The 21,192-nt window shown below is 47.1% G+C and carries 17 protein-coding genes and 4 tRNA genes; 18 read left to right on the top strand and 3 right to left on the bottom strand.

What is annotated here, in order from left to right; genetic code table 11:
• Window positions 1–198 precede the first annotated feature (198 nt).
• Together AC3CIC_RS04765 and AC3CIC_RS04760 are read left to right on the top strand one after the other, a co-directional pair.
• Window positions 199–927, top strand: coding sequence for an SDR family NAD(P)-dependent oxidoreductase (locus tag AC3CIC_RS04765; RefSeq protein WP_488515482.1), 729 nt, complete (start codon window positions 199–201; stop codon window positions 925–927).
• Between the two features lie 2 nt (window positions 928–929).
• Entirely contained in the window at window positions 930–1,775 is an 846-nt protein-coding gene (locus tag AC3CIC_RS04760; protein WP_488515481.1) for an amidohydrolase family protein, read from the top strand.
• 94 nt (window positions 1,776–1,869) lie between these two features.
• On the opposite strand, the gene AC3CIC_RS04755 is transcribed toward AC3CIC_RS04760, so the two are convergent.
• The gene (locus AC3CIC_RS04755) at window positions 1,870–3,045 is read right to left on the bottom strand and encodes a mandelate racemase/muconate lactonizing enzyme family protein (protein WP_371733446.1); all 1,176 of its coding nucleotides are present in this window, start codon (window positions 3,043–3,045) and stop codon (window positions 1,870–1,872) included.
• A 53-nt stretch (window positions 3,046–3,098) separates the two neighbouring features.
• Window positions 3,099–3,866, bottom strand: a complete 768-nt coding sequence (locus tag AC3CIC_RS04750) for a class II aldolase/adducin family protein (protein ID WP_488515480.1) — start codon at window positions 3,864–3,866, stop codon at window positions 3,099–3,101.
• Between the two features lie 743 nt (window positions 3,867–4,609).
• Here AC3CIC_RS04750 and AC3CIC_RS04745 point away from each other — a divergent pair.
• The 13 genes from AC3CIC_RS04745 (at window position 4,610) to AC3CIC_RS04685 (ending at window position 16,051) form a co-directional block, all read left to right on the top strand.
• A tRNA-Asn gene (locus tag AC3CIC_RS04745) sits at window positions 4,610–4,685 on the top strand.
• Between the two features lie 218 nt (window positions 4,686–4,903).
• Window positions 4,904–4,979: transfer RNA gene (locus tag AC3CIC_RS04740), tRNA-Asn, on the top strand.
• Window positions 4,980–5,194: 215 nt separating this feature from the next.
• Window positions 5,195–5,270, top strand: a tRNA-Asn gene (locus AC3CIC_RS04735).
• Window positions 5,271–5,485: 215 nt separating this feature from the next.
• Window positions 5,486–5,561: transfer RNA gene (locus AC3CIC_RS04730), tRNA-Asn, on the top strand.
• 224 nt (window positions 5,562–5,785) lie between these two features.
• Complete coding sequence (gene rsxA, locus AC3CIC_RS04725) at window positions 5,786–6,367, top strand: electron transport complex subunit RsxA (protein WP_016958374.1); 582 nt, start codon at window positions 5,786–5,788, stop codon at window positions 6,365–6,367.
• Entirely contained in the window at window positions 6,367–6,957 is a 591-nt protein-coding gene (gene rsxB / locus AC3CIC_RS04720) for an electron transport complex subunit RsxB (protein ID WP_016958375.1), read from the top strand. The genes rsxA and rsxB overlap by 1 nt, the downstream gene beginning before the upstream one ends.
• The gene (gene rsxC, locus AC3CIC_RS04715; protein ID WP_488515479.1) at window positions 6,954–9,317 is read left to right on the top strand and encodes an electron transport complex subunit RsxC; all 2,364 of its coding nucleotides are present in this window, start codon (window positions 6,954–6,956) and stop codon (window positions 9,315–9,317) included. Before rsxB ends, rsxC begins: the two co-directional genes overlap by 4 nt.
• A 2-nt stretch (window positions 9,318–9,319) precedes the next feature.
• Window positions 9,320–10,381, top strand: coding sequence for an electron transport complex subunit RsxD (gene rsxD, locus AC3CIC_RS04710; protein WP_488515478.1), 1,062 nt, complete (start codon window positions 9,320–9,322; stop codon window positions 10,379–10,381).
• On the top strand, window positions 10,378–11,010 hold the full coding sequence (gene rsxG, locus AC3CIC_RS04705) for an electron transport complex subunit RsxG (protein WP_017004806.1): 633 nt from the start codon (window positions 10,378–10,380) through the stop codon (window positions 11,008–11,010). The genes rsxD and rsxG overlap by 4 nt, the downstream gene beginning before the upstream one ends.
• Window positions 11,007–11,699, top strand: coding sequence for an electron transport complex subunit E (locus tag AC3CIC_RS04700; RefSeq protein WP_016958379.1), 693 nt, complete (start codon window positions 11,007–11,009; stop codon window positions 11,697–11,699). Before rsxG ends, AC3CIC_RS04700 begins: the two co-directional genes overlap by 4 nt.
• A gap of 24 nt (window positions 11,700–11,723) precedes the next feature.
• Window positions 11,724–12,365 (top strand): endonuclease III, encoded by a 642-nt coding sequence (gene nth, locus AC3CIC_RS04695; RefSeq protein ID WP_016958380.1) that lies wholly within the window; start codon window positions 11,724–11,726, stop codon window positions 12,363–12,365.
• A gap of 117 nt (window positions 12,366–12,482) precedes the next feature.
• Window positions 12,483–12,899, top strand: a complete 417-nt coding sequence (gene gloA, locus AC3CIC_RS04690; RefSeq protein WP_016958381.1) for a lactoylglutathione lyase — start codon at window positions 12,483–12,485, stop codon at window positions 12,897–12,899.
• A gap of 254 nt (window positions 12,900–13,153) precedes the next feature.
• Window positions 13,154–16,051, top strand: coding sequence for an HD domain-containing phosphohydrolase (locus AC3CIC_RS04685; RefSeq protein ID WP_488515477.1), 2,898 nt, complete (start codon window positions 13,154–13,156; stop codon window positions 16,049–16,051).
• An 89-nt stretch (window positions 16,052–16,140) separates the two neighbouring features.
• Here AC3CIC_RS04685 and motY read toward each other — a convergent pair whose 3' ends face one another.
• Entirely contained in the window at window positions 16,141–16,977 is an 837-nt protein-coding gene (gene motY, locus AC3CIC_RS04680; protein ID WP_241819056.1) for a flagellar protein MotY, read from the bottom strand.
• Window positions 16,978–17,205: 228 nt separating this feature from the next.
• Between motY and rnt the strand changes: the two genes are divergently transcribed.
• The 3 genes from rnt to AC3CIC_RS04665 all read left to right on the top strand — a co-directional run bounded on the left by rnt (window position 17,206) and on the right by AC3CIC_RS04665 (window position 21,172).
• Window positions 17,206–17,886, top strand: coding sequence for a ribonuclease T (gene rnt, locus AC3CIC_RS04675; protein WP_017004804.1), 681 nt, complete (start codon window positions 17,206–17,208; stop codon window positions 17,884–17,886).
• A 273-nt stretch (window positions 17,887–18,159) separates the two neighbouring features.
• Entirely contained in the window at window positions 18,160–19,482 is a 1,323-nt protein-coding gene (locus AC3CIC_RS04670) for an outer membrane protein transport protein (protein ID WP_488515476.1), read from the top strand.
• Window positions 19,483–19,924: 442 nt separating this feature from the next.
• On the top strand, window positions 19,925–21,172 hold the full coding sequence (locus tag AC3CIC_RS04665; protein WP_488515475.1) for an outer membrane protein transport protein: 1,248 nt from the start codon (window positions 19,925–19,927) through the stop codon (window positions 21,170–21,172).
• Window positions 21,173–21,192: the final 20 nt, after the last annotated feature.

Below are 21,192 nucleotides of genomic sequence, written 5' to 3'. Positions count from 1 at the left end.
ATAACTCGAACCGTTCATTTTCCGCTCTGGCTGAACTAAGTCAACTGACAAAGCGCTGACAAACCCAATTCCCTCATTTTCTTTTACCCGTAGCAAGACATTGAGTCAGTTGACATCCTTGAGTAAGCCGCTGATCATCACTGTCATAAGTAATGGAAACAATGCGTAATGGTTTCCACTCAAGCATTGAGGAATAAAATGAATAAGGTAGCAGTAGTGACAGGGGGTTCAGCCGGTATTGGTCTTGCCGTGGTTGAGGGATTCATCGAAGAAGGTTACACCGCCTATAGCTTGGATCTTCAACAAGGCGCATCAGGAAACTGGGTGGCATGTGATGTTACCGACCCTGACGCCGTGAACCGAGCCGTTGAGACAGTGTTGGCAAAAGAAGCCACCATTGATGCTCTGGTATGCAATGCAGGCATTCATTTTAGTTCAAACATAGAAGCTACCAGCGAAGCGGACTTAGATCGTGTCTTCTCTATCAATGTAAAAGGCGCATACCATGCCATTCGCGCCTGCTTGCCAATCATGAAAGCGACCAACAAAGGCAGCATTGTGTTGCTGGGCTCTGATCAGTGCACTATCGCAAAGAAAAATTCCTTTGCTTATAACCTCAGCAAACACGCTATCGCTTCTATGGCAAAAACCACCGCGCTGGATTACGCCAAATATAACATTCGTGCTAATGCTGTCTGCGCAGGCACAACGGAAACGCCGCTTTATCACAAGGCCATCGACAGCTATTGTGCCCGCTCTGGCGCTAATAAAGACGAAGTACATAGAGAAGAAGGAAACCTTCAGCCGCTTGGTCGTATCGCCCAACCTGAAGAAATCGCAAACCTTGTGGTGTTTCTTGCCGGCGACAAAGCCAGTTTCATTACAGGCAGTTTGCATGCCGTCGATGGCGGCTACGCGGCGCAATAACGATGCAGATTATTGATCCTCACTTGCATCTGTTCGATCTTTCGCTTGGACAATATGATTGGCTTCGTTCAGGTAATGCTCCGCATTGGCGTGATAAAGCGACGATCCAGCGTGATTTTTCTGACGCTGATTTGACGCTATCTGAGCCTCATCAACTCTGCGGATTCGTTCATGTTGAAGCCGGGTTTGATAATGACGCGCCGTGGAGAGAAATTGCATGGTTAGAAAGCACCTGCGCGTTGCCATTTAAGAGCATTGGATGTGTCGATATAACCTTGCCACCAAGCGCCTTTGCAAAGCAGTTAGCTAAACTGGGGCAATACCAAAGCTTGGTCGGTGTTCGGCATATTTTGGACAGCGATGCTGTCACTTTGCTCGCCATGAACACAGTACATACTAACTTGAAGCAGATTGCTGACGCGAAGCTGATTTTCGAGACGCAATTCGAGGCGCAAGATACAGGAGCCGTTAACGCATTCATTCGAATGTCCAATGCCTTACCTACCCTGCGCTTGGCGTTAAACCATGCTGGTTTTCCACCACCGGAAAAACATTGGGAGTGGGACAAAAACATGAAGGCCTTGGCCGTATTGCCTTCACTGTCGGTCAAGGCGTCTGGTTGGGAAATGTCAGATCGACGCTATCCCCTCTCCACGATACAAGATCGGCTAACTTCGTTAGTCACGCTATTTGGCGAAGACAGAATCATGCTGGCGAGCAATTTCCCACTGACGCTGTTTAGAGCAAGTTATGACGAGCTATGGCACGCTTACCTATCGCTTCCTTACTCGGAGGCCTTGCTAGCAAAGCTCTGCAATGAGAATGCTCGTCGCTTCTATGGCTTTTGATATCCCCCGGCAAATTACTTTCAGCGATTTTCCTGCAAAAACAAACAACCCGCATTTAAGCGGGTTGTTTTACTTTTATCATGCGAAGCAAATTTTACTTGATGATCATATGCGGTGAACGCTTCACCACTTCATCATTCAGTTCAATGCCGAGACCAGGCTCTTCTGACACTTGGAAGAAGCCATTAACAGGCTGTGGATCTTGAAGACACAATTCACGGTTCCACGCTTTGATCGCGTAAGTATGATGCTCGTGGATCAAGAAATTAGGAATCGCCGTTTCTAAATGCAATGAGGCAGCAGTCGCAACAGGACCACCGCAAACATGCGCTTGAATACGCACATCAAAGATATCCGCATAATCACACACCTTTTTGGTTTCAGTAAAACCGCCGCATAAGCCAATATCCGGCTGCAAAACATCAATGCTTTGGTCTTCCAGATACGGTCTCACACCCCAGCGGTTATACAAACGCTCACCACCAGCAATGGGCACCTTCACTTTGTCCGCCACTTTAGCGTGCAAAGAGTGATTGAGATAGTTGACGGGCTCTTCGTAATACATGCAGTCAAATTCTTCGGCAATCTCACCAAGTTGAATAGCCGTTGTCGCACCCGGTAGGCTATGGCATTCAAAAATGATATCAACTTCATCACCAACCGCTTCACGAATCGCTTTCATACGCGCGCGATACAACTTCATTTCACCGCGGGAGATAATTTTGGTGCGCTCGTAATAGGTGTTGCCATCTTTGTCATACATGATGGGATCAACCTTCACGGCATCATATCCTTCCGCGATGGCTTTTAACGCCGCTTCCGCATATTCCTCAGGCTGAGAAAGTGCCTTGAAATCTTTGTCCCAGTCAAACTGTAACTGAGAAGCGTAAGTACGCAACGTGTCGTTGACCTTGCCACCCAGCAATTGGTAAACAGGCACATTAAGCGCCTTGCCTTTAATGTCCCAAAGCGCCGTATCAATCGCACTCATCGCGGCATACACCACAGGGCCGCCACCTAAACCCCAAAAGCTTTCACGCAACATACGCGACCATAGCTTTTCAGTTTGGAAAGGATCATGGCCAATCAGAAAGGCTTCTGCCATTTCTTTCACCATGTGCGCGGCAGCGCTATGACCTAAGTCGTAAGCAAGACCCGCTTCACCGACACCGCTGATCCCTTCATCCGTGTGAATTCGCACAAACACCGGATTCCACGTTGTACGATCCGGGCAATGAATATCAAACACTTCAACTGATGTTACTTTCATCCTTGTTCTCCAATAGGGTTATCGCTTTCTACCTTCCACTCGGGGAGAGGCGTTTAATCCATAAAACTCGGGTCGAGTCGCCATGCTTTACGCAATAATGAAGGCCAAGCCTTTTGGCCACCCGTCGCGCCGGAATGCACCACGTTCGCTTGAGCGAAGATATTGTCTTGAATTGATTTAGGCACCGCGATGGTGTCTTTACCTGCTGCCTGCAACATGAGCTGTACTTCACAAGCACGCTGCATATCATAAAAACGCATGAAGGCATCACCCACCGTCGCCCCAAGTGTTAAACCACCGTGATTAACCAGCAGCATGTGATTGGTATTTCCAAGGTCACTTTGAAGGCGTTTACGTTCTGCATCATTGACCGCAAGCCCTTCATAGCCGTGATAGGACAATGAAGGAAGTGAAAACATCGAATACTGGCTCAGTGACTGCAAGCCTTCCTTTTGCGTCGCCACCGCGATGGTTTCGTTAGTGTGCAGGTGAATAACGCAATGGGCATCGTGACGCACTTCGTGAATCGCGCTGTGAATCGTGAACCCCGCAGGGTTAATAGTAAATGGCGAGTCATCGAGAATGTTGCTGTCTAAATCGACCTTAACGAGGTTCGATGCAGTCACTTCATCAAAAGCGACGCCGAAAGCATTGACTAAGTAGTTATCAGTCTCTGGGATACGAAGAGAGAGGTGGGTATAAATGAGGTCATCCCATCCCATATGAGCAACCAAACGATAACAAGCAGCCAGATCGACACGGCGTTGCCACTCGATGTCGCTAACTTTCCCTTTTAAGTCCAATTTGGGTAAAGCATCCACAATCTCTTCCTTTTGATAGTTCTTGCTCTTCTCAGCTTGTCTTATTTACTGGGTCATCGCAAACAAGACACTGAAAACTGCGCACGTTTTTAAAACGTAAAAGTGTGTACAACTCAATTTATCGCTGACAATTGAAAATATCATCAAAAAACACCTCAACACACTGTTGTTTACTTGATTTTCGCCAACAATATTCATATTACTCCACATTTCCATCCCAAAGAGGATCTTTAAATGGGGATAAAAGTCTTGATTAACACACTTATCCACAGATTTTGTGGGTAACCTTTGTCGAACCAATCACTAAAAGCACTTAGGAATGTCAATGTATTTTTCATTAAATACTCCCTTAATAGACCGATCCCACATCAAAAGCGCCAATGAGAGCTACATCACAAAGTTTTTGAACCTGTCCAAAGCGATAGTTGGCTCAATATAGATACCCATAAACGCTCAACTGACACTGTCGCGGTTACTTTTTAACCAATCTAAGTCACGGCGATTTTCTGCACCGCTGGAAACAGCATTCTTCAATCGAAAGTAATGTTCGCTAATACAATCAGAGAATTTCTTAAGCCAACACTGATCTAAGCTTAAATCTGACGCATATTCATCCAACAGAACAAAAAAGCAGCCAACTTTGATCGCACATTAAACAGATGATTTAAAATCGTCATTTTGTAGTGTTTGAGAGGTTGACAGCCTACGAGACGATAGCTAAGATTCGCCCCGCTTTGAGAGATTCCCCCTTAGTTCAGTTGGTAGAACGGCGGACTGTTAATCCGTATGTCGCAAGTTCAAGTCTTGCAGGGGGAGCCAAATTTCTAATGTCTTGTCGAAAGATGAGATGTTATTAGGTTGGGATAATCGCTTCGCGATTTGTCGCAAGCCTAGGCGGCCCCGTTAAGTCTTGCAGGGGTAGCCACGTTCTAATGTCTTGTCGAAAGATGAGATATTAATGGGTTGAGATAATTGCTATGCGATTTGTCACAAGCCATGTTGGATTTATTGTCTAGGCAGTGAACCACAAAATCTGTTCCCCCTTAGTTCAGTTGGTAGAACGGCGGACTGTTAATCCGTATGTCGCAAGTTCAAGTCTTGCAGGGGGAGCCACTTTCTAATGTCTTATCTAAGGATGAGATGTTATTAGGCTGGGATAATCGCTACGCGATTTGTCGCAAGCCTAGGCGGCCCCGTTAAGTCTTGCCGGGGGAGCCACTTTTAAATGATTGGTTCGTAGAACGAATCATTGGTTTGAGAATATCGCTTCGCGATATGTCGCAAACCATGTTGGATTTATTGTCTAGGCAGTGAACCACACAATCTGTTCCCCCTTAGTTCAGTTGGTAGAACGGCGGACTGTTAATCCGTATGTCGCAAGTTCAAGTCTTGCAGGGGGAGCCACTTTTAAATGTCTTGTCGAATGATGAGATGTTATTAGGCTGGGATAATCGCTACGCGATTTGTCGCAAGCCTAGGCGGCCCCGTTAAGTTTTGCAGGGGGAGCCACTTTTAAATGATTGGTTCGTAGAACGAATCATTGGTTTGAGAATATCGCTACGCGATTTGTCGCAAGCCATGTTGGATTTATTGTCTAGGCAATGAACCACAAAATCTGTTCCCCCTTAGTTCAGTTGGTAGAACGGCGGACTGTTAATCCGTATGTCGCAAGTTCAAGTCTTGCAGGGGGAGCCACATTACGAAGGCCTTGTCGAAAGACGAGGCCTTTTTCGTTTGGGTTTTAAAAATCCCCTACCTAACTGTTATTAATCGTTTACTTGCATGTAAAACAAAGGGGCATTTCGCACAAAGATCGTTCATTACTCCCCTTTTGATGAAAAACCCTTCTGCCTATCTGTTGTTATAGCGGCGTCAAACGCCGATAATACAAAGATCTTTATAAATTTTCGAAGAATGGCATGACTGAGTATTTGTTGCTTCTTGTCGGCACTGTCCTTGTGAACAACTTTGTGTTGGTTAAGTTTCTTGGCTTGTGCCCTTTTATGGGTGTGTCAAAGAAACTTGAAACCGCAATTGGGATGGGGCTTGCGACCACCTTTGTACTGACTCTCGCGTCAGTAAGCGCCTATTTGGTCGAGACCTATATATTGGCGCCGTTAGGCTTAGAGTACCTGCGTACCCTTAGCTTTATTCTTGTTATCGCCGTTGTTGTACAATTCACAGAAATGGTCGTACATAAAACCAGCCCAACGCTCTATCGTTTGCTGGGCATTTTCCTGCCTCTGATCACAACCAACTGTGCCGTTCTGGGTGTTGCTCTGCTAAACATCAATGAAAGACATAACTTTATTGAGTCGATCATTTATGGCTTTGGTGCTGCCGCAGGGTTCTCATTAGTGTTGATTTTGTTCGCTGCCATGCGTGAACGCATTGCTGCAGCCGATGTGCCAAGCCCATTTCGTGGTGCTTCCATTGCAATGATCACCGCTGGCCTGATGTCGCTAGCGTTTATGGGCTTTACTGGGTTGGTGAAACTGTAATGACCGGAATTTTTATTGCGGTACTGGCTATCGCCGTTCTCGCCGCTATATTTGGTATTTTACTCGGGTTCGCATCCATTCGCTTTAAAGTGGAATCCGACCCTATCGTTGAACAGATCGATGCCATCTTGCCCCAAACACAGTGTGGTCAATGTGGCTATCCGGGTTGTCGCCCTTATGCAGAGGCGATTGCTAACGGCGACACCATCAACAAATGTCCTCCTGGTGGTCAGGCAACCATCGAAAAGCTCGCCGATTTGATGGGCGTGGAAGTAACAGAATCCGCCCACGAAGAAGAGAATGTCAAAACCGTCGCTTTCATTATCGAAGACGACTGCATAGGCTGTACCAAGTGCATTCAAGCCTGCCCTGTTGATGCCATTATTGGCAGCACAAAAGCCATGCATACTGTGATTAAAGATGAGTGCACTGGCTGTGACTTGTGTGTTGCCCCCTGCCCGACTGACTGTATTGTAATGATCCCTTTAAAAACAACGCCTGAAACATGGAAATGGCAGTTAGAACAAATCCCAGTTGTTCAACTCCCAAGCGAGACTAACAAAAACGACAAGGGGGTTAAGCAAGCATGATCGCCCTTATCGAAGAAATAAAACAAGGTCAAATCTGGGATTTCCATGGTGGCATTCATCCACCAGAAAACAAACGCCAGTCGAGTGGGTTCAGCATCCTGCCCGCAGAGATCCCAAACGAGATCGTTTTGCCGCTTAAACAACACATCGGCACAACAGGTCAACTATTGGTGGCTATTGGCGAAAAGGTGCTAAAAGGTCAGCCACTGACCAAATCTGACATACTGCAATGCTGCCCCGTTCACGCGCCTACGTCAGGAGACGTTATTGCGATTGAACCTCGCACTATCGCGCATGCCTCAGGTTTGTCAGAAGCCTGTATCGTGATTCGCCCAGATTTTGATGATAAGTGGTGCGACAAAGTCAGCATGTCTGACTTCCACACAGCCTTGCCAGAAATATTGATCGACCATATTCGCATGATGGGCATTGCTGGCATGGGTGGCGCGGGTTTCCCATCCGCCAGAAAACTGCAAACCGCGCTCGCACGCACAGAAGTGCTGATCATCAACGGTGCAGAGTGCGAACCTTACATCACGGCAGATGACCGTCTGATGCAAGAATATGCAAAAGAAATAATCCAAGGCGTTGAAGTACTTCAACGTATCGTCAGCCCGAAATTGACGGTGATTGCGCTGGAAGATAATAAACCAGAAGCCATTACTGCGCTGAAGGCTGCTGTCGCTGGTAAGCCGGATATCCTTGTGCAGGTCGTACCGACCAAATATCCGTCCGGCGGTGAAAAGCAATTAATCAAACTGATCACCGGAAAAGAAGTTCCAGCCAAGTCAATTCCCGCGGCTATTGGCGTGATGATGCAAAACGTAGGAACTGTCTTCGCGATTAAACGCGCAGTGATAGACGGTGAGCCACTGATCGAGCGTGTCGTAACACTGACAGGCAATACGTTACGTGAACAGCGAAACCGATGGGCGCTGCTTGGTACACCCGTCCGCTTCTTGCTGGATAAACACGGTTACGAACCAGAGAAAAAATTGGAACGTCTGATCATCGGCGGCCCGATGATGGGATATACCGTACCGCATGCAGATGTTCCCGTTACCAAAGTCACTAACTGTGTTCTGGTGCCAAGCCGACGTGAAATAGCTCCCTCACAGGGTGAAATGGCTTGTATTCGTTGCAGTGCTTGTGCCGAGGTTTGCCCAGCATCTTTGCTGCCACAGCAATTGCAGTGGTACGCCAAAGACCAAGATTTCGACAAGTGCCAGGAGTACGATCTGTTTGATTGTATTGAATGTGGCGCCTGTGCCTACGTTTGCCCAAGCGAAATACCCTTAGTTCAATATTACCGACAGGCCAAAGCTGAAATTCGTACTCGTGATGCGGAAAAAGTGGCTGCCGAACGCGCTCGAGAGCGCTTCGAAGCCAAAAAAGTACGCATGGAGCGAGAAAAACAACAACGCGAAGCACGCCATAAACTCGCAGCAGATAATCGCCGAAAAGCGATGGAGAAATCCGGTGACGGCGATGCCATTGCTGCTGCCATTGCACGTGTGAAGGCCAAGTCCGAACAAAGCAGCACCGAGACCGCCGTTAAACCTGCTGTGGCCGCAGCAATTGCAAGAGCAAAAGCCAAACAAGCGGAAGCTGCGTCGCAAGGTCAAAGTGAACCTGACAACAGCGAAATGAAGCTATTGCGTGAAGAGCGTAAACGTCAGGCGCGTGAACGCAAAGCGCAAATGGAGAGTATTGGCCCAGAAAAAGGCGCTGACGACACCTCTGCGGGTTCTGAAAAGAAAGATGCTGTTGCCGCTGCTATTGCTCGCGCTAAAGCGCGCAAGGCCGCACAACAAACCGACTCTGAAGCACCGGCTCAAAACACATCTGTAGAAAGCGAAACGGCTGCTGACGTCGACCCGAAGAAAGCTGCGGTTGCAGCAGCCATCGCTCGTGCAAAAGCGCGCAAGGCCGCACAACAAACTGACATTGAAGCACCTGCTCAAGACGCAGCTGTAGAAAACGAAACGGCTGCTGACGTCGACCCGAAGAAAGCTGCGGTTGCAGCAGCCATCGCTCGTGCAAAAGCGCGCAAGGCCGCACAACAAACTGACTCTGATGCGCGGGCTCAAGACACCGCAGTGGATAACGAAATCGTTGCTGAAGCGGACTCGAAGAAAGCCGCTGTTGCCGCTGCTATTGCTCGTGCCAAAGCGAGGAAAGCTGAACAGCAAACGCAAAGTTCAACAGAAAGCCATTCACAAGAAAAAGTGGACGCTGAAGCTCCTTCACCAACACCAGCCGCTGACGTCGATCCGAAGAAAGCTGCCGTTGCTGCTGCTATTGCTCGCGCCAAAGCGCGCAAAGCAGCGCAGAAAAAAACTAATGACGAGGATAAGTAACAGTGGCCTTTTTTATTGCCAGTAGTCCACATAGCCACAACCGCAAAAGCACCAGCGATATTATGATGATGGTGTTTTTGTGTGCCGTTCCCGGCATTGCTGCGCTTTGTTATTTCTTTGGTTGGGGTGTTCTGTTTCAGGTTGCTATTGCGTCTGTTACCGCCACCCTTGCAGAAGCCGCCATTGTCGCGCTTCGACAACGCCCCGTTAAACGCTATTTACAGGATAACTCCGCGTTACTCACTGGTATGTTAATCGGCGTTTCCATCCCGCCCTTCGCGCCTTGGTGGATTGCGGTTATTGGCAGTCTGTTTGCCATTGTTATTGCAAAACATCTCTACGGCGGGTTGGGACAAAACCTTTTCAACCCAGCAATGGTTGCATATGTCGTCCTACTGATCTCTTTCCCGGTTCAAATGACAACTTGGCTGCCACCCTCTTCGCTTTTAGCACAGCCTCTTGGCTTCTTGGACAGTGCATCAAGCATTTTCACGGGCTTAAGCACCGATGGTTTCAGCGTCAACCAACTGCGTGTCGCCGTAGATGGTATGACCATGGCAACGCCACTAGATACGATTAAAACGGCGTTGCTCGCAGGAAAAACCGTATCAGAAGCGGTGTTAGATCCTGTTTTTGGTACCTTTGCAGGACTTGGTTGGGGTTGGGTGAATGTAGCATTCCTCCTCGGTGGATTAGCGCTGCTAAAGCTGAAAGTGATTCAATGGCAAATCCCAACGGCAATGCTAACCACCTTGTTGGTTTTCAGTGTTATTGGTTATGCCATCAGTCCCGACGCTGTCGTATCACCGCTATTACATCTGTTTTCCGGCGCAACCATGTTAGGGGCGTTTTTCATCGCCACCGATCCTGTTTCCGCGTCCACCACCCCAAAAGGTCGCTTGGTATTTGGCGCAATGATTGGCGCACTGGTGTATTTGATTCGCACCTTCGGTGGCTTTCCTGATGGTGTCGCATTCGCCGTTTTGATCGCAAACATGTGCGTGCCTTTGATTGACTACTACACCAAGCCAACCGCCTATGGCTATAAAAAGGAAAGCAAATGATCCGCGCAATGCGAAACAACGGAGCGATTCTCGCTCTAGCGGCTTTGCTTTCAACGGGCTTGGTCGCCATAACAAACACACTGACGAAAGACACCATTGCGGAACAAGAACGTCTACAACTGTTACAAGTGCTGAATCAAGTGATCCCTAAAGATCTGCATGACAACGCCTTGGCACGACAATGTACTCTCGTGACGAGTCCCGTTCTAGGAACGGATGCGCCGATGCCAGTGTACGTTGCTACTAAAGATGGTCAGCCAACCGCTTTAGCCATCGAAGCCATTGCGCCTGATGGGTATAACGGCGCAATCAAAGTATTGGTGGGTATTGATACCAACAACACCGTGCTGGGTGTTCGCGTACTTAAGCACGCAGAAACACCGGGGCTGGGCGACAAGATTGATCTCAACGTGTCTGATTGGGTACTGTCTTTCAGTGATAAACCCCTTGAAGGTGCAGACGACAAACGTTGGGCCGTTTACAAAGATGGCGGCCAGTTTGATCAATTCACTGGAGCGACAATTACTCCCCGTGCTGTGGTTAACGCAGCGAGAAAGGCTGCGTGGTATGCCATGCAAAACATAGACACCATTGCTCGTCAGCCGCTTGATTGTGGAGATGCAAAATGAGTCAAAACCGCGAACTAATGAAAAATGGATTATGGCTAAACAACCCGGCCATCGTTCAACTGCTTGGGCTTTGTCCGCTGCTGGCCGTTTCTGCCACAGTCACCAATGCACTGGGGCTGGGGATTGCCACATTGTTGGTCATGGTCGGCTCGAATCTTATCGTCTCCTTAGTGCGCGAGTGGGTGCCCAAAGAAGTCCGTATTCCTATCTTCGTGATGATTATTGCCTCCTTGGTAACTTGCGTTCAACTACTCATGAACGCCTACGCTTTCGGCCTGTATCAGTCGCTGGGTATCTTTATTCCCCTCATCGTCACCAACTGCATCATCATTGGACGAGCGGAAGCTTTTGCATCAAAAAATGCGCCTCTCCCTTCGGTGCTAGATGGTTTCTGGATGGGCATGGGCATGACCGCTGCGCTCGTCGTTCTGGGTGCAATCCGTGAGCTAATGGGCAATGGCACCTTGTTTGACGGTGCAGACCGCCTACTTGGCGATTGGGCCGCAGGGCTTCGTATTGAAGTGTTCCACTTTGATAGCCCTTTCTTGCTTGCCATGCTGCCACCGGGTGCGTTCTTAACTGTTGGCTTCCTGATCGCTGCTAAGAATGTAATAGATGCTCGCCAAGCAAAAAAACAACCGAAAGAAAAAGCAGTTATCGAACGTGTACGCATTACGTCTGCCGACTAACAACCCGATTTCAACGGATGAAGCATGAATAACCAAAAACGTGTTGAGATACTAGAACGCCTTCGCGCAGAAAACCCGCATCCAGAGACAGAATTAAAATGGCGTTCGCCGTTTGAACTTTTGATTGCAGTCTTACTCTCGGCGCAAGCGACGGATGTGAGTGTAAATAAGGCCACGGATAAACTTTATCCGGTCGCTAACACCCCCCAGACGATATTGGATCTGGGCGTCGATGGCGTGAAGGAGTACATCAAAACGATTGGGTTATTCAATTCCAAAGCAGAAAACGTCATCAAAACCTGCAAGATTTTGTTAGAGCAACACGGCGGTGAAATACCAGAAGATCGTGAAGCGCTTGAAGCCCTGCCCGGGGTTGGTCGAAAAACTGCAAATGTTGTGCTTAACACCGCTTTTGGCTGGCCGACCATTGCAGTAGATACCCATATTTTCCGAGTGTCCAACCGCACCAAATTCGCCGTGGGTAAGAATGTCGACCAAGTAGAAGAAAAACTACTCAAGGTTGTCCCAAAAGAGTTCAAAGTCGATGTGCATCATTGGCTTATTCTGCATGGTCGCTATACCTGCGTAGCCAGAAAACCCCGCTGTGGCAGCTGCATTATTGAAGACTTATGCGAGTTCAAAGACAAGGTTTATCCCGACGAATAACGTCGTTAGAAAACCAATGTATACGCTAGAATTTACGCCGCATAAGACACATCAATATACTGTTTCAGGCAAATCAAGCTGATACACTATCGTGCATTTAAATTTAAGGAGAGCAACATGAGCAACGGTCGTATTCTTCATACCATGATCCGCGTTGGCGACTTGGATCGTTCGATCGCTTTCTACACCGACGTCATGGGCATGCAACTACTGCGTAAAAATGAAAATGAGCAGTACGAATACACATTGGCTTTCGTTGGATATGGCGATGAGTCAACAGGCGCAGTGATTGAACTGACCTACAACTGGGGAACTACCCAGTACGAACATGGTTCGGCATTTGGTCATATCGCGATTGGCGTCGATGACATCTACGCGACCTGTGATGCACTGCGTGCAGCAGGCGCAAACATCACGCGCGAGCCTGGCCCTGTAAAAGGCGGTTCAACAGAAATCGCGTTTGTTGAAGACCCAGATGGCTACAAAATTGAATTAATCCAAAACAAAAGTGCATCAGCGGGTTTAGGCGACTAGCCTCGTTCTTTTGTAATGGGCCATGCCTCAAGCATCTTGTGGATGTGGCCCTGCTTCTCTCCTCCCAGCTTCCCCGCTCTCCGCTATTCCTCCTGTCTCCTTTTCAGTGCATAGAAGGCATCTTCACCATCACGACAAAGCATCATTTCAATTTCATCATTACGTGATGCAATTCAAACGATTAAATGAAATTACTCTAAGCGAAAAATGTTCTGATACGCTTTGTCTATATCTCACTTTCAAGACACCACCCTATGATTGAGCGCCGCTATACGCTTCAGATACATATTGCCGGCATTTTCTTTGTCGTTGTTTCTATACTTTCCATTCTTCTCATCGTATTGAGTTACCAAAACTCAAAAGCGCTTAATCATCAACTGGCGACCGAGCGAACAGAGCAGAATGTCGAGCAGGTAAAACTATCATTTCAAAGGCTTATAGCGCCAGTTACCACCTCTTTAGATGCGTTAGCCGTATCGGGTTATGGTCAAGACCCTAGCAGTTCAACCAACACAACATGGCTAGCAACCATCAATGCCATCATGGCAAAGAACCCTGATGTTTTATCAATTTATCTTGGCTACCCCGACGAGCAATCTGCTTTTGTACGTTCGACCAGTGCCGCGTTTATGCGCCAGCAATTTTCGACGCCGGTCAATAGCCATATTATGGTCGATATCAATACAGCCAACGGTCACCAAGAACGTACCTATTACGATGCAAACCTAAGCTACATTGGCAGCGATGTGAATAAGATTGATTATCTGCCAACAACAAGGCCTTGGTACCAAGTCGCACCCAGTGACGGTGGCATTCACATTACCGACCCCTATTTTTATTTTTTCATACAACGCATGGGGATTACGCTCTCACGTCAACTTCCAGACAACTTAGGCGTTATAGCGGCAGACATTACGTTGGCTTCGCTATCAAATTTCCTCGCCACACTCACTGACTCACCAGACACGCAATTGCTGCTACTTGATGAAAACAAAAATATTATTGCTCACAATGGCTTTCTGTCCCATGCTGATGCCGCATCACCAAATGAACGACTGTCATCGATGGCTCGCTCACCACTGAACCAACTCTATGCTGCTTCTGAACTGACGGAGTTAACCCGCAATGTCGAGCATATTGATCAAACGTGGATGCTCAGCCTCGTCCACATCAAGTTTGCGGGTGGCAAAGGATTGTGGCTCGCAAAAGCCATTCCTGAACAGCAACTGATCGGTAGCGCACTGAATGCGAGGAATAATCAAGTTGCCATCAGCGCCTTGGTACTCCTCTTAGGGACTCTTATGGTGCTTTGGGCATCAGCCCAGATCGCTAAGCCTCTACAATTACTCGGAAAAGAAACCCAGAAAATTCGCAATCTGGATTTTTCAAACATCTCTCTTCCAACATCCTCCATTGCAGAGGTCAAAACCTTATCCGAGTCCATTGGCGTCATGGCCGATACCATCAGTGGCTTTTTAGACACGTTACATCGTGTGTCAAACAGCTCTAATTTCGATTCATTGCTCAACGATATAGTCTCTCATTGCCACCACGCATCAGGGGCCGATTATGTGCTGATGTGGACGACATCATCTGAAGATAGCAACGCTTTATCTTTGACTGCTTGTTATCCTCAAAATGCCGATGACAATACAATTGATATCGGCATGCTCATCGCGGAGTCGCCCGAGATTTCCAATGCACTTGAATGCCAGCAGTTCTTCAGCTTTACCCCTTCATCAACAGATATTCAGCGAGGCTTTTTTCCCGCGGATCTCAAACGTGCTTGGATTTTGCCGCTTAACAACCGTGAAAATGAAAGCGTGGGATACGTGTTAGTCGGTTTCAATCGAAACGTCCCCGATCACCAAGAAGAAAAAATTCATTTCATTACGCAATTTTTAGGCTTTGCCTCCCTAATCAAAGAAAACTGGGATCGTGTTGCGGCTCAAAAGCTACTGTTTAAGTCTTTTGTCGAACTGATGGCATCTGCTATCGATACCAAATCGCCATACACAGGTGGGCATTGCCAACGCGTACCAGAACTCACATTCATGCTTGCCAATGCGGCGAGTAATGACACCAAGGATTTTCCCGATTTTACGCTGGATGAACAAAGCCAAGAAGCCTTGTATTTTGCAGCTTGGCTGCACGACTGCGGTAAAGTGACAACACCAGAGTATGTCGTCGATAAAGCCACCAAACTAGAAACTATTTACAACCGCATTCATGAAATTCGAACACGCTTTGAAGTCTTAAAACGCGATGCTGAAATTCGCTACTGGAAAAAACGGATTGAGGGCGAGAATGTTGCTGACTTAGATCGCTGGCTCAGTGAAGAGCACAAAGCCCTGGATGCAGATTTTGCATTTATTGCTAAACATAACCTCGGCAGCGAGTTTATGGACAATCAAAACATCACACGTTTAGAAGAGATTGCATCAAGAACTTGGTATCGCACCATTGATGACATGCAGGGTCTGTCGTGGGAAGAAGAAGATCGCCGTCAGCTCAGACAAGAGCAGACATTACCCTGCAAAGAACATGTCATCACCAATAAGCTGGACCATCAAATTCCATGGCTACCCCAGCAGCTTGAGACTTTTAAAAACTGGGAGTTCAAGCTGCCCATTCCTGAGCTTCAATACAACCGCGGCGAGTTACATAACCTGTCTATTCAACGTGGAACGTTGACTAATGAAGAACGCTTCATTATTAACGACCATATTATTCAGACCATTAAAATGCTCAGGAAGCTCCCCTATCCTTCACACCTTCAACGCGTACCTGAGATAGCCGGCGGTCACCACGAGAAACTCGATGGCAAAGGTTACCCGTACGGCTTAGATGAAACCAACCTATCTGTCGATGCGCGTATCATGGCCATTGCAGATATTTTTGAAGCACTGACCGCCAGTGACAGACCCTACAAGAAAGCCAAAACACTCAGTGAAGCGATGAAAATCTTAGCTTTCATGGCGAAAGACAAGCATATAGACCCGAAGTTATTCCGTCTATTTATCGAACAGAAAATCTATCTGCGTTATGCAGAATCTTTCTTGCCACAATCACAACAAGATACCGTTGACGAACAAGCATTACTTGCGATGATTACCCCTAAAGAAAATGCTGAACCCGCCGCCGTAACGTAAATGAGCACTCGACATAGTCGCCCTCAATATGCAAAAAGCCCCGACGTTTTCACGCGGGGCTTTCAGTATGAATTTAACATTGTCACAAGTTAGATAATGGAACGCCCCAGCGAGATAACAACACGTCGGTTCTTGTTTCGCCCGATCGGGCTATCATTATCCGCAATCGGCCTGCGCTCACCAAATGCCTCGACTTGAATGCGATCTTTTGGCAAGCCCAGCGACATGAAATATTCTTCCAGATTCTTGGCTCTTACTTCAGACATACGCTGATTCGCCGCCTTTGCGCCACGACCATCGGTATATGTCGCCATCAACACCAAGTCGATATCTGGGCTGTATCGAACGAATTCAGCAATTTGTGCTAATTTCGCCATAGACGGCTTATTCAGTTCATCACCATTATCATTGTAATGAAGCACCGTAAATGCGATATCTTCAAACGAATAGGGCAATAAACCAGAGATACAGTTGCTGAATTCATTATAAGGTTGCTGGAAAGACACGGCTGAAAGCGCGACCTCTACTCGCTTCCCACGGCTCTGCCATTCTTGAAAACTAAAAGTAGGAAAGCGCCCATCTTCTAGTTCGGCCAACATACTCCATGCCGTTTGACCATCAACATAGCCGTCAAACTGCTTAAAAAATCGCAGTCGGTCAATGTATTCTGCAGCGTCGCCCGGCCGCCAAACTGCAGGCATAGAGACCAAAGCCACATTTTCTGTCTGTCCCATCGGACGGCGCATTTCCAGCTCAAAATCCAAATTGATTTTCTTGCTTGCACGTGAAGTAAATGTCGCCATGCCGTAGTTTGGGATCATGTGCTCTACACGGCACTCAATAGGCGTATCAACCGTGACTTGCCATTGAGATTCCAGCGGCTTCGCACCATAGAATTTGCTCGCATTAGCCGACAGCGGCAACATGCTTGCAGCGATGAGAAATGTCAGCAGTGGAGAGGTGTTTGATCTCTTCATGGCAGGGCAGTTTCCTGTTTCTCGTGGTGGCTCGAAGTGGAATGGTGCTGTTTACCATATCGGTAAGTGACGCCATATCTTTAGGGTTTATTTTAATCCGTAGAGCCTAAAGTAGAAATGAAAATACCCCGCGCTTCTGCCATAATACTCGCCTGATTTTTATTAGTTGCAAGAGACATGACTCAAGAAACCAACCTTAACACGCTAAGAGCACGATTCCGCGGATACTTTCCTGTTGTTATCGACGTCGAAACCGCAGGGTTTAACTCAAATACAGACGCTTTGCTGGAAATATGTGCCGTAACCTTAAAAATGGACGACGATGGTTGGTTGTCTCCTGATAAAACAATTCATTTTCATGTTGCTCCATTCGAAGGTGCAAACCTTGTCAAAGAAGCACTTGAGTTCAATGGCATTCGCGACCCCTTCAGCCCGCTTCGCGGCGCGGTTAGCGAAGAACACGCGCTAAAGGAAATCTTTAAGCTTGTCCGTAAAGAACAAAAAGCATCAGGGTGTCAGCGTTCAATCATTGTCGCGCACAACGCGAACTTCGATCACAGCTTCGTGATGGAAGCCACTCGACGCTCTCTCCTCAAGCGCAATCCATTCCACCCGTTTGCGACGTTTGACACGGCGGCATTAAGTGGACTGGCACTAGGACAAACAGTGCTCGCAAAAGCCTGTAAAACCGCAGGCATCGCCTTTGACAACCGCGAAGCGCACTCAGCACTTTATGATACAGAGCGTACCGCAGAGCTGTTTTGTGAGATTGTTAACAGATGGAAGACATTAGGCGGTTGGCCTGTTCTTGAAGTCGAGAGCGATTCCGAACAAGCCGCTGATGAACAAACAGATTAGACACATCTAAATAAATGGCGGAACTGATTGAAATATAAGACAGTCCGCCTTCCTTACCAAAATATCAAACACCAAATTCAAACAAAAGTTTGAATTCCTCAAAAATCCACCCCAAATAGCAATCAGATCTCGCGCAAACTATTGATAACAAAACATCTACATTTTTAATCTTGTGCCTATACTTTTTTGGACTAACTCGCTCTACCATTTTTGAGAAATAACGCAAAAAAGAAGCGAGAACCATACAAGGCAGTGACAAAGAGGCAAAATTAGATGAAACCAATAGCAAAACGTACCCTACTATCTACCGCCGTTGCTTTAGCAGCATTTCAAGCACACGGTGCAGGCTTCCAAATTAGCGAACATTCAGCAAGTGGGCTAGGCAGAGCATTTGCCGGAGAAGCCGCAATTGCAGATAACGCCGCCGTCGCAGTTCGAAACCCTGCCGCCATGACCATGTTTGACTCCGCACAGGTTTCTGGTGGTTTATCATTTATTCAGCCGGATGTAGATGCGACTGTTAAAACTGTCGGCACTACGCCAGCGAGTACATTGCCATCTACAGTTTCATCAGATCACAGTGATGTTGCTCCTGATGCGATCGTCCCTTATTTCCACTATGTCAGGCCCATCAATGATAAATCTGCGATTGGATTTTCTACCTTCTCTAACTTTGGCCTCGCAACAGACTATCCATCTAACTCCTCCGCTGGTCCTATTGCAGGCCAAACCGAATTGCTTACCATTGATTTCAATCTCAATTTCGCGCACAAAGTTTCAGAACAACTAAGTTTAGGTGCTGGCCTGAATGCTATTTATGCGGATGCATCGCTAACAAGAAATGCTGGTGCTGCAGTATATGGCGCATCAGCGCCTACATTGGCTGCAATTGGGGTAACACAACCTACCGATGAAGTAAGTCATCTTGCAGGAGATGGCTGGGGGTTCGGCTGGAACATTGGTGCTCTATGGCAAATTAACGACAAAAACCGCTTAGGGGTAGCGTACCGTTCTAAAGTCGACGCTACCTTAGAAGGGGATTACCGTGGCGTTAACACAGCTTATGTTGGAAAAACTGGGGCATCAGTGCCTGGTGAACTTGAACTAAATTTACCCGATGTGTTGGAGTTATCTGGCTATCATGAAGTAGTACCAAAATGGGCAATTCATTACAGTGCGATGATGACAGGTTGGAGCTCATTTCAAGAATTAAAGGCAACAAGTGCTAATACAAACTGTGGCAGCTCAGCGGGCAATTTCGATGGTGTCTGTCTGCAAAAAGATGAAAAGTGGGAAGATAGCTGGCGCTACGCTGTTGGTGCGACACATTACCTAGACAGTCAATGGACGCTTAGGGCTGGTATTGCATATGATGAGAGCCCGGTAAAAGAAGAATACCGAACTCTCAGCATTCCTGATTCTGATCGTACTTGGTATAGCATTGGGGCAACCTATGCGAGTTCAGACGATTTGACTATTGATGCTGGTTTTGCATACCTGAGCGGTGATAGCGTAACGGGATCTGAAGATGGCTTCACATTTGAAGCAGGTGGAGACGCTTATATCTTCGCGCTTGGTGCCAATTACACCTTCTAACCGATTGTTTTAAATATGAGAAAAGCCGATTTTTTAATCGGCTTTTTTTTGTTACCTATCACAAAAGTGAAATCTTCTCTTCCCTCCCGTCACTATGTTATTTGGGTCAACAAGCCACCTTTCAAACAAACGTTCACTTAACACGCAAGCCATTTCAAACAGTAACCCCCTAATAATAAAGCGTTCATGACAATCAATACCATTTTAGTGTTTTTACTTAAAACGCAAGTTTTAAAGCTAGGCACCGATACCTGATATTCCATACAGAAGCATTGCCTTTAACAGGTATTTAACATTCCTGTGCAACATGACATATTGACCATTCAAAAGATCCGACCAGCTTGAATAGAGGCTTGTTTTAAGCTTCAAGAATTTCAAGTCATTGAAAAAATGGACTTTGATTGAAAAGCAATCAAAACGCTCAATTTGGATGAGAGGCTGTATGTCAAAAAAATTATCAAAAATCGCGATAGCGCTGGCTGTCGCTCTCGCTGCCCCTAGTGCTTGGAGTGCGGGGTATCAGGTGGCTGAGCATTCAGCAAGTGGATTAGGCAGAGCATTCGCTGGGGAAGCTGCAGTTGCAGACAACGCATCCGTTTTGGCTCGAAATCCTGCAGCGATGACCGTATTTGATAGCGCAACAACTTCTGCCGCATTGAGCTTCATCGATCCGAATGTCGACATAACACATACTGGCCCATCCTCAAATCAAGCAGCGAAAGACGTTGCGCCTTACGCCATTGTTCCTGCAAGTTATTATATTTCGCCAATAAACGACAAATTCGCTTGGGGCATAGCACTTTTCACCACTTACGGCGTAGCCACAGACTATCCAGATGATTTTAGTGAAGGCAGCTCCGCTGGTGATACATCATTGGTCAGTGTAACACTCAACCCTAGTTTAGCTTGGAAAGCGAACGAGCAGCTTAGCTTGGGGCTTGGCGTAAGTGCTGTATATGGCTTGGCCGAATTGAACCGCCATAAAGGTAAACTCGTTAAACAGCTAGCCGGAAAAGCATCTGACAAGCTAATAACTATGGAAGGTGACACAGTCGGTTATGGCTGGAATGTCGGTGCACTTTTCGAGTTAGACAACAACACTCGATGGGGACTCGGTTACCGTTCTGAAGTCACTCTGGATTTCACTGGGGACTTCACTGACCACACAGGGGCAGCAGCAAGTTTAACACCAGGGACTGTTGTTAAAGGTGATCTCGAAGTTATATTGCCCGCCACGTTTGAAGCTTCTGGATTTCATCAACTTAATAACGCATGGGCAGTACATTACAGCGTACTTTGGACAGAGTGGAGCAAATTCAAAGAACTTCGCGCTACCAACAGCCAATGTAATTCCTCCGATGGCGCAGGAGTTTGTTTCTTAAAAGACGAAGATTACGAAAACACTCTTCGCTGGTCGCTAGGTGCAACCCATAAACTTAATGACGAATGGTTGCTGCGCGCTGGCTTTGCTTTCGATGAGCAAGCGGGTAAAGCCACGCTGAGTATTCCAGATACGGATCGCTACTGGTATTCAGCAGGTGCAACTTACCAATACAACACCCAGCTTTCATTCGATGCTGGTTTCACTTTCATAAATAGTGCCTCAGGTGACTTTACTGAAGATGGGGAAAACTTTAGTGCTACGGGGAACGCATTCATTTATGCCATGCAGGCGAACTATACATTTTAGTTTTTCATCGGACGATTAAG

It is taken from the genome of Enterovibrio sp. QJM3NY_24, assembly GCF_057786035.1.
This window is presented reverse-complemented; position numbering and strand designations above follow the sequence as displayed.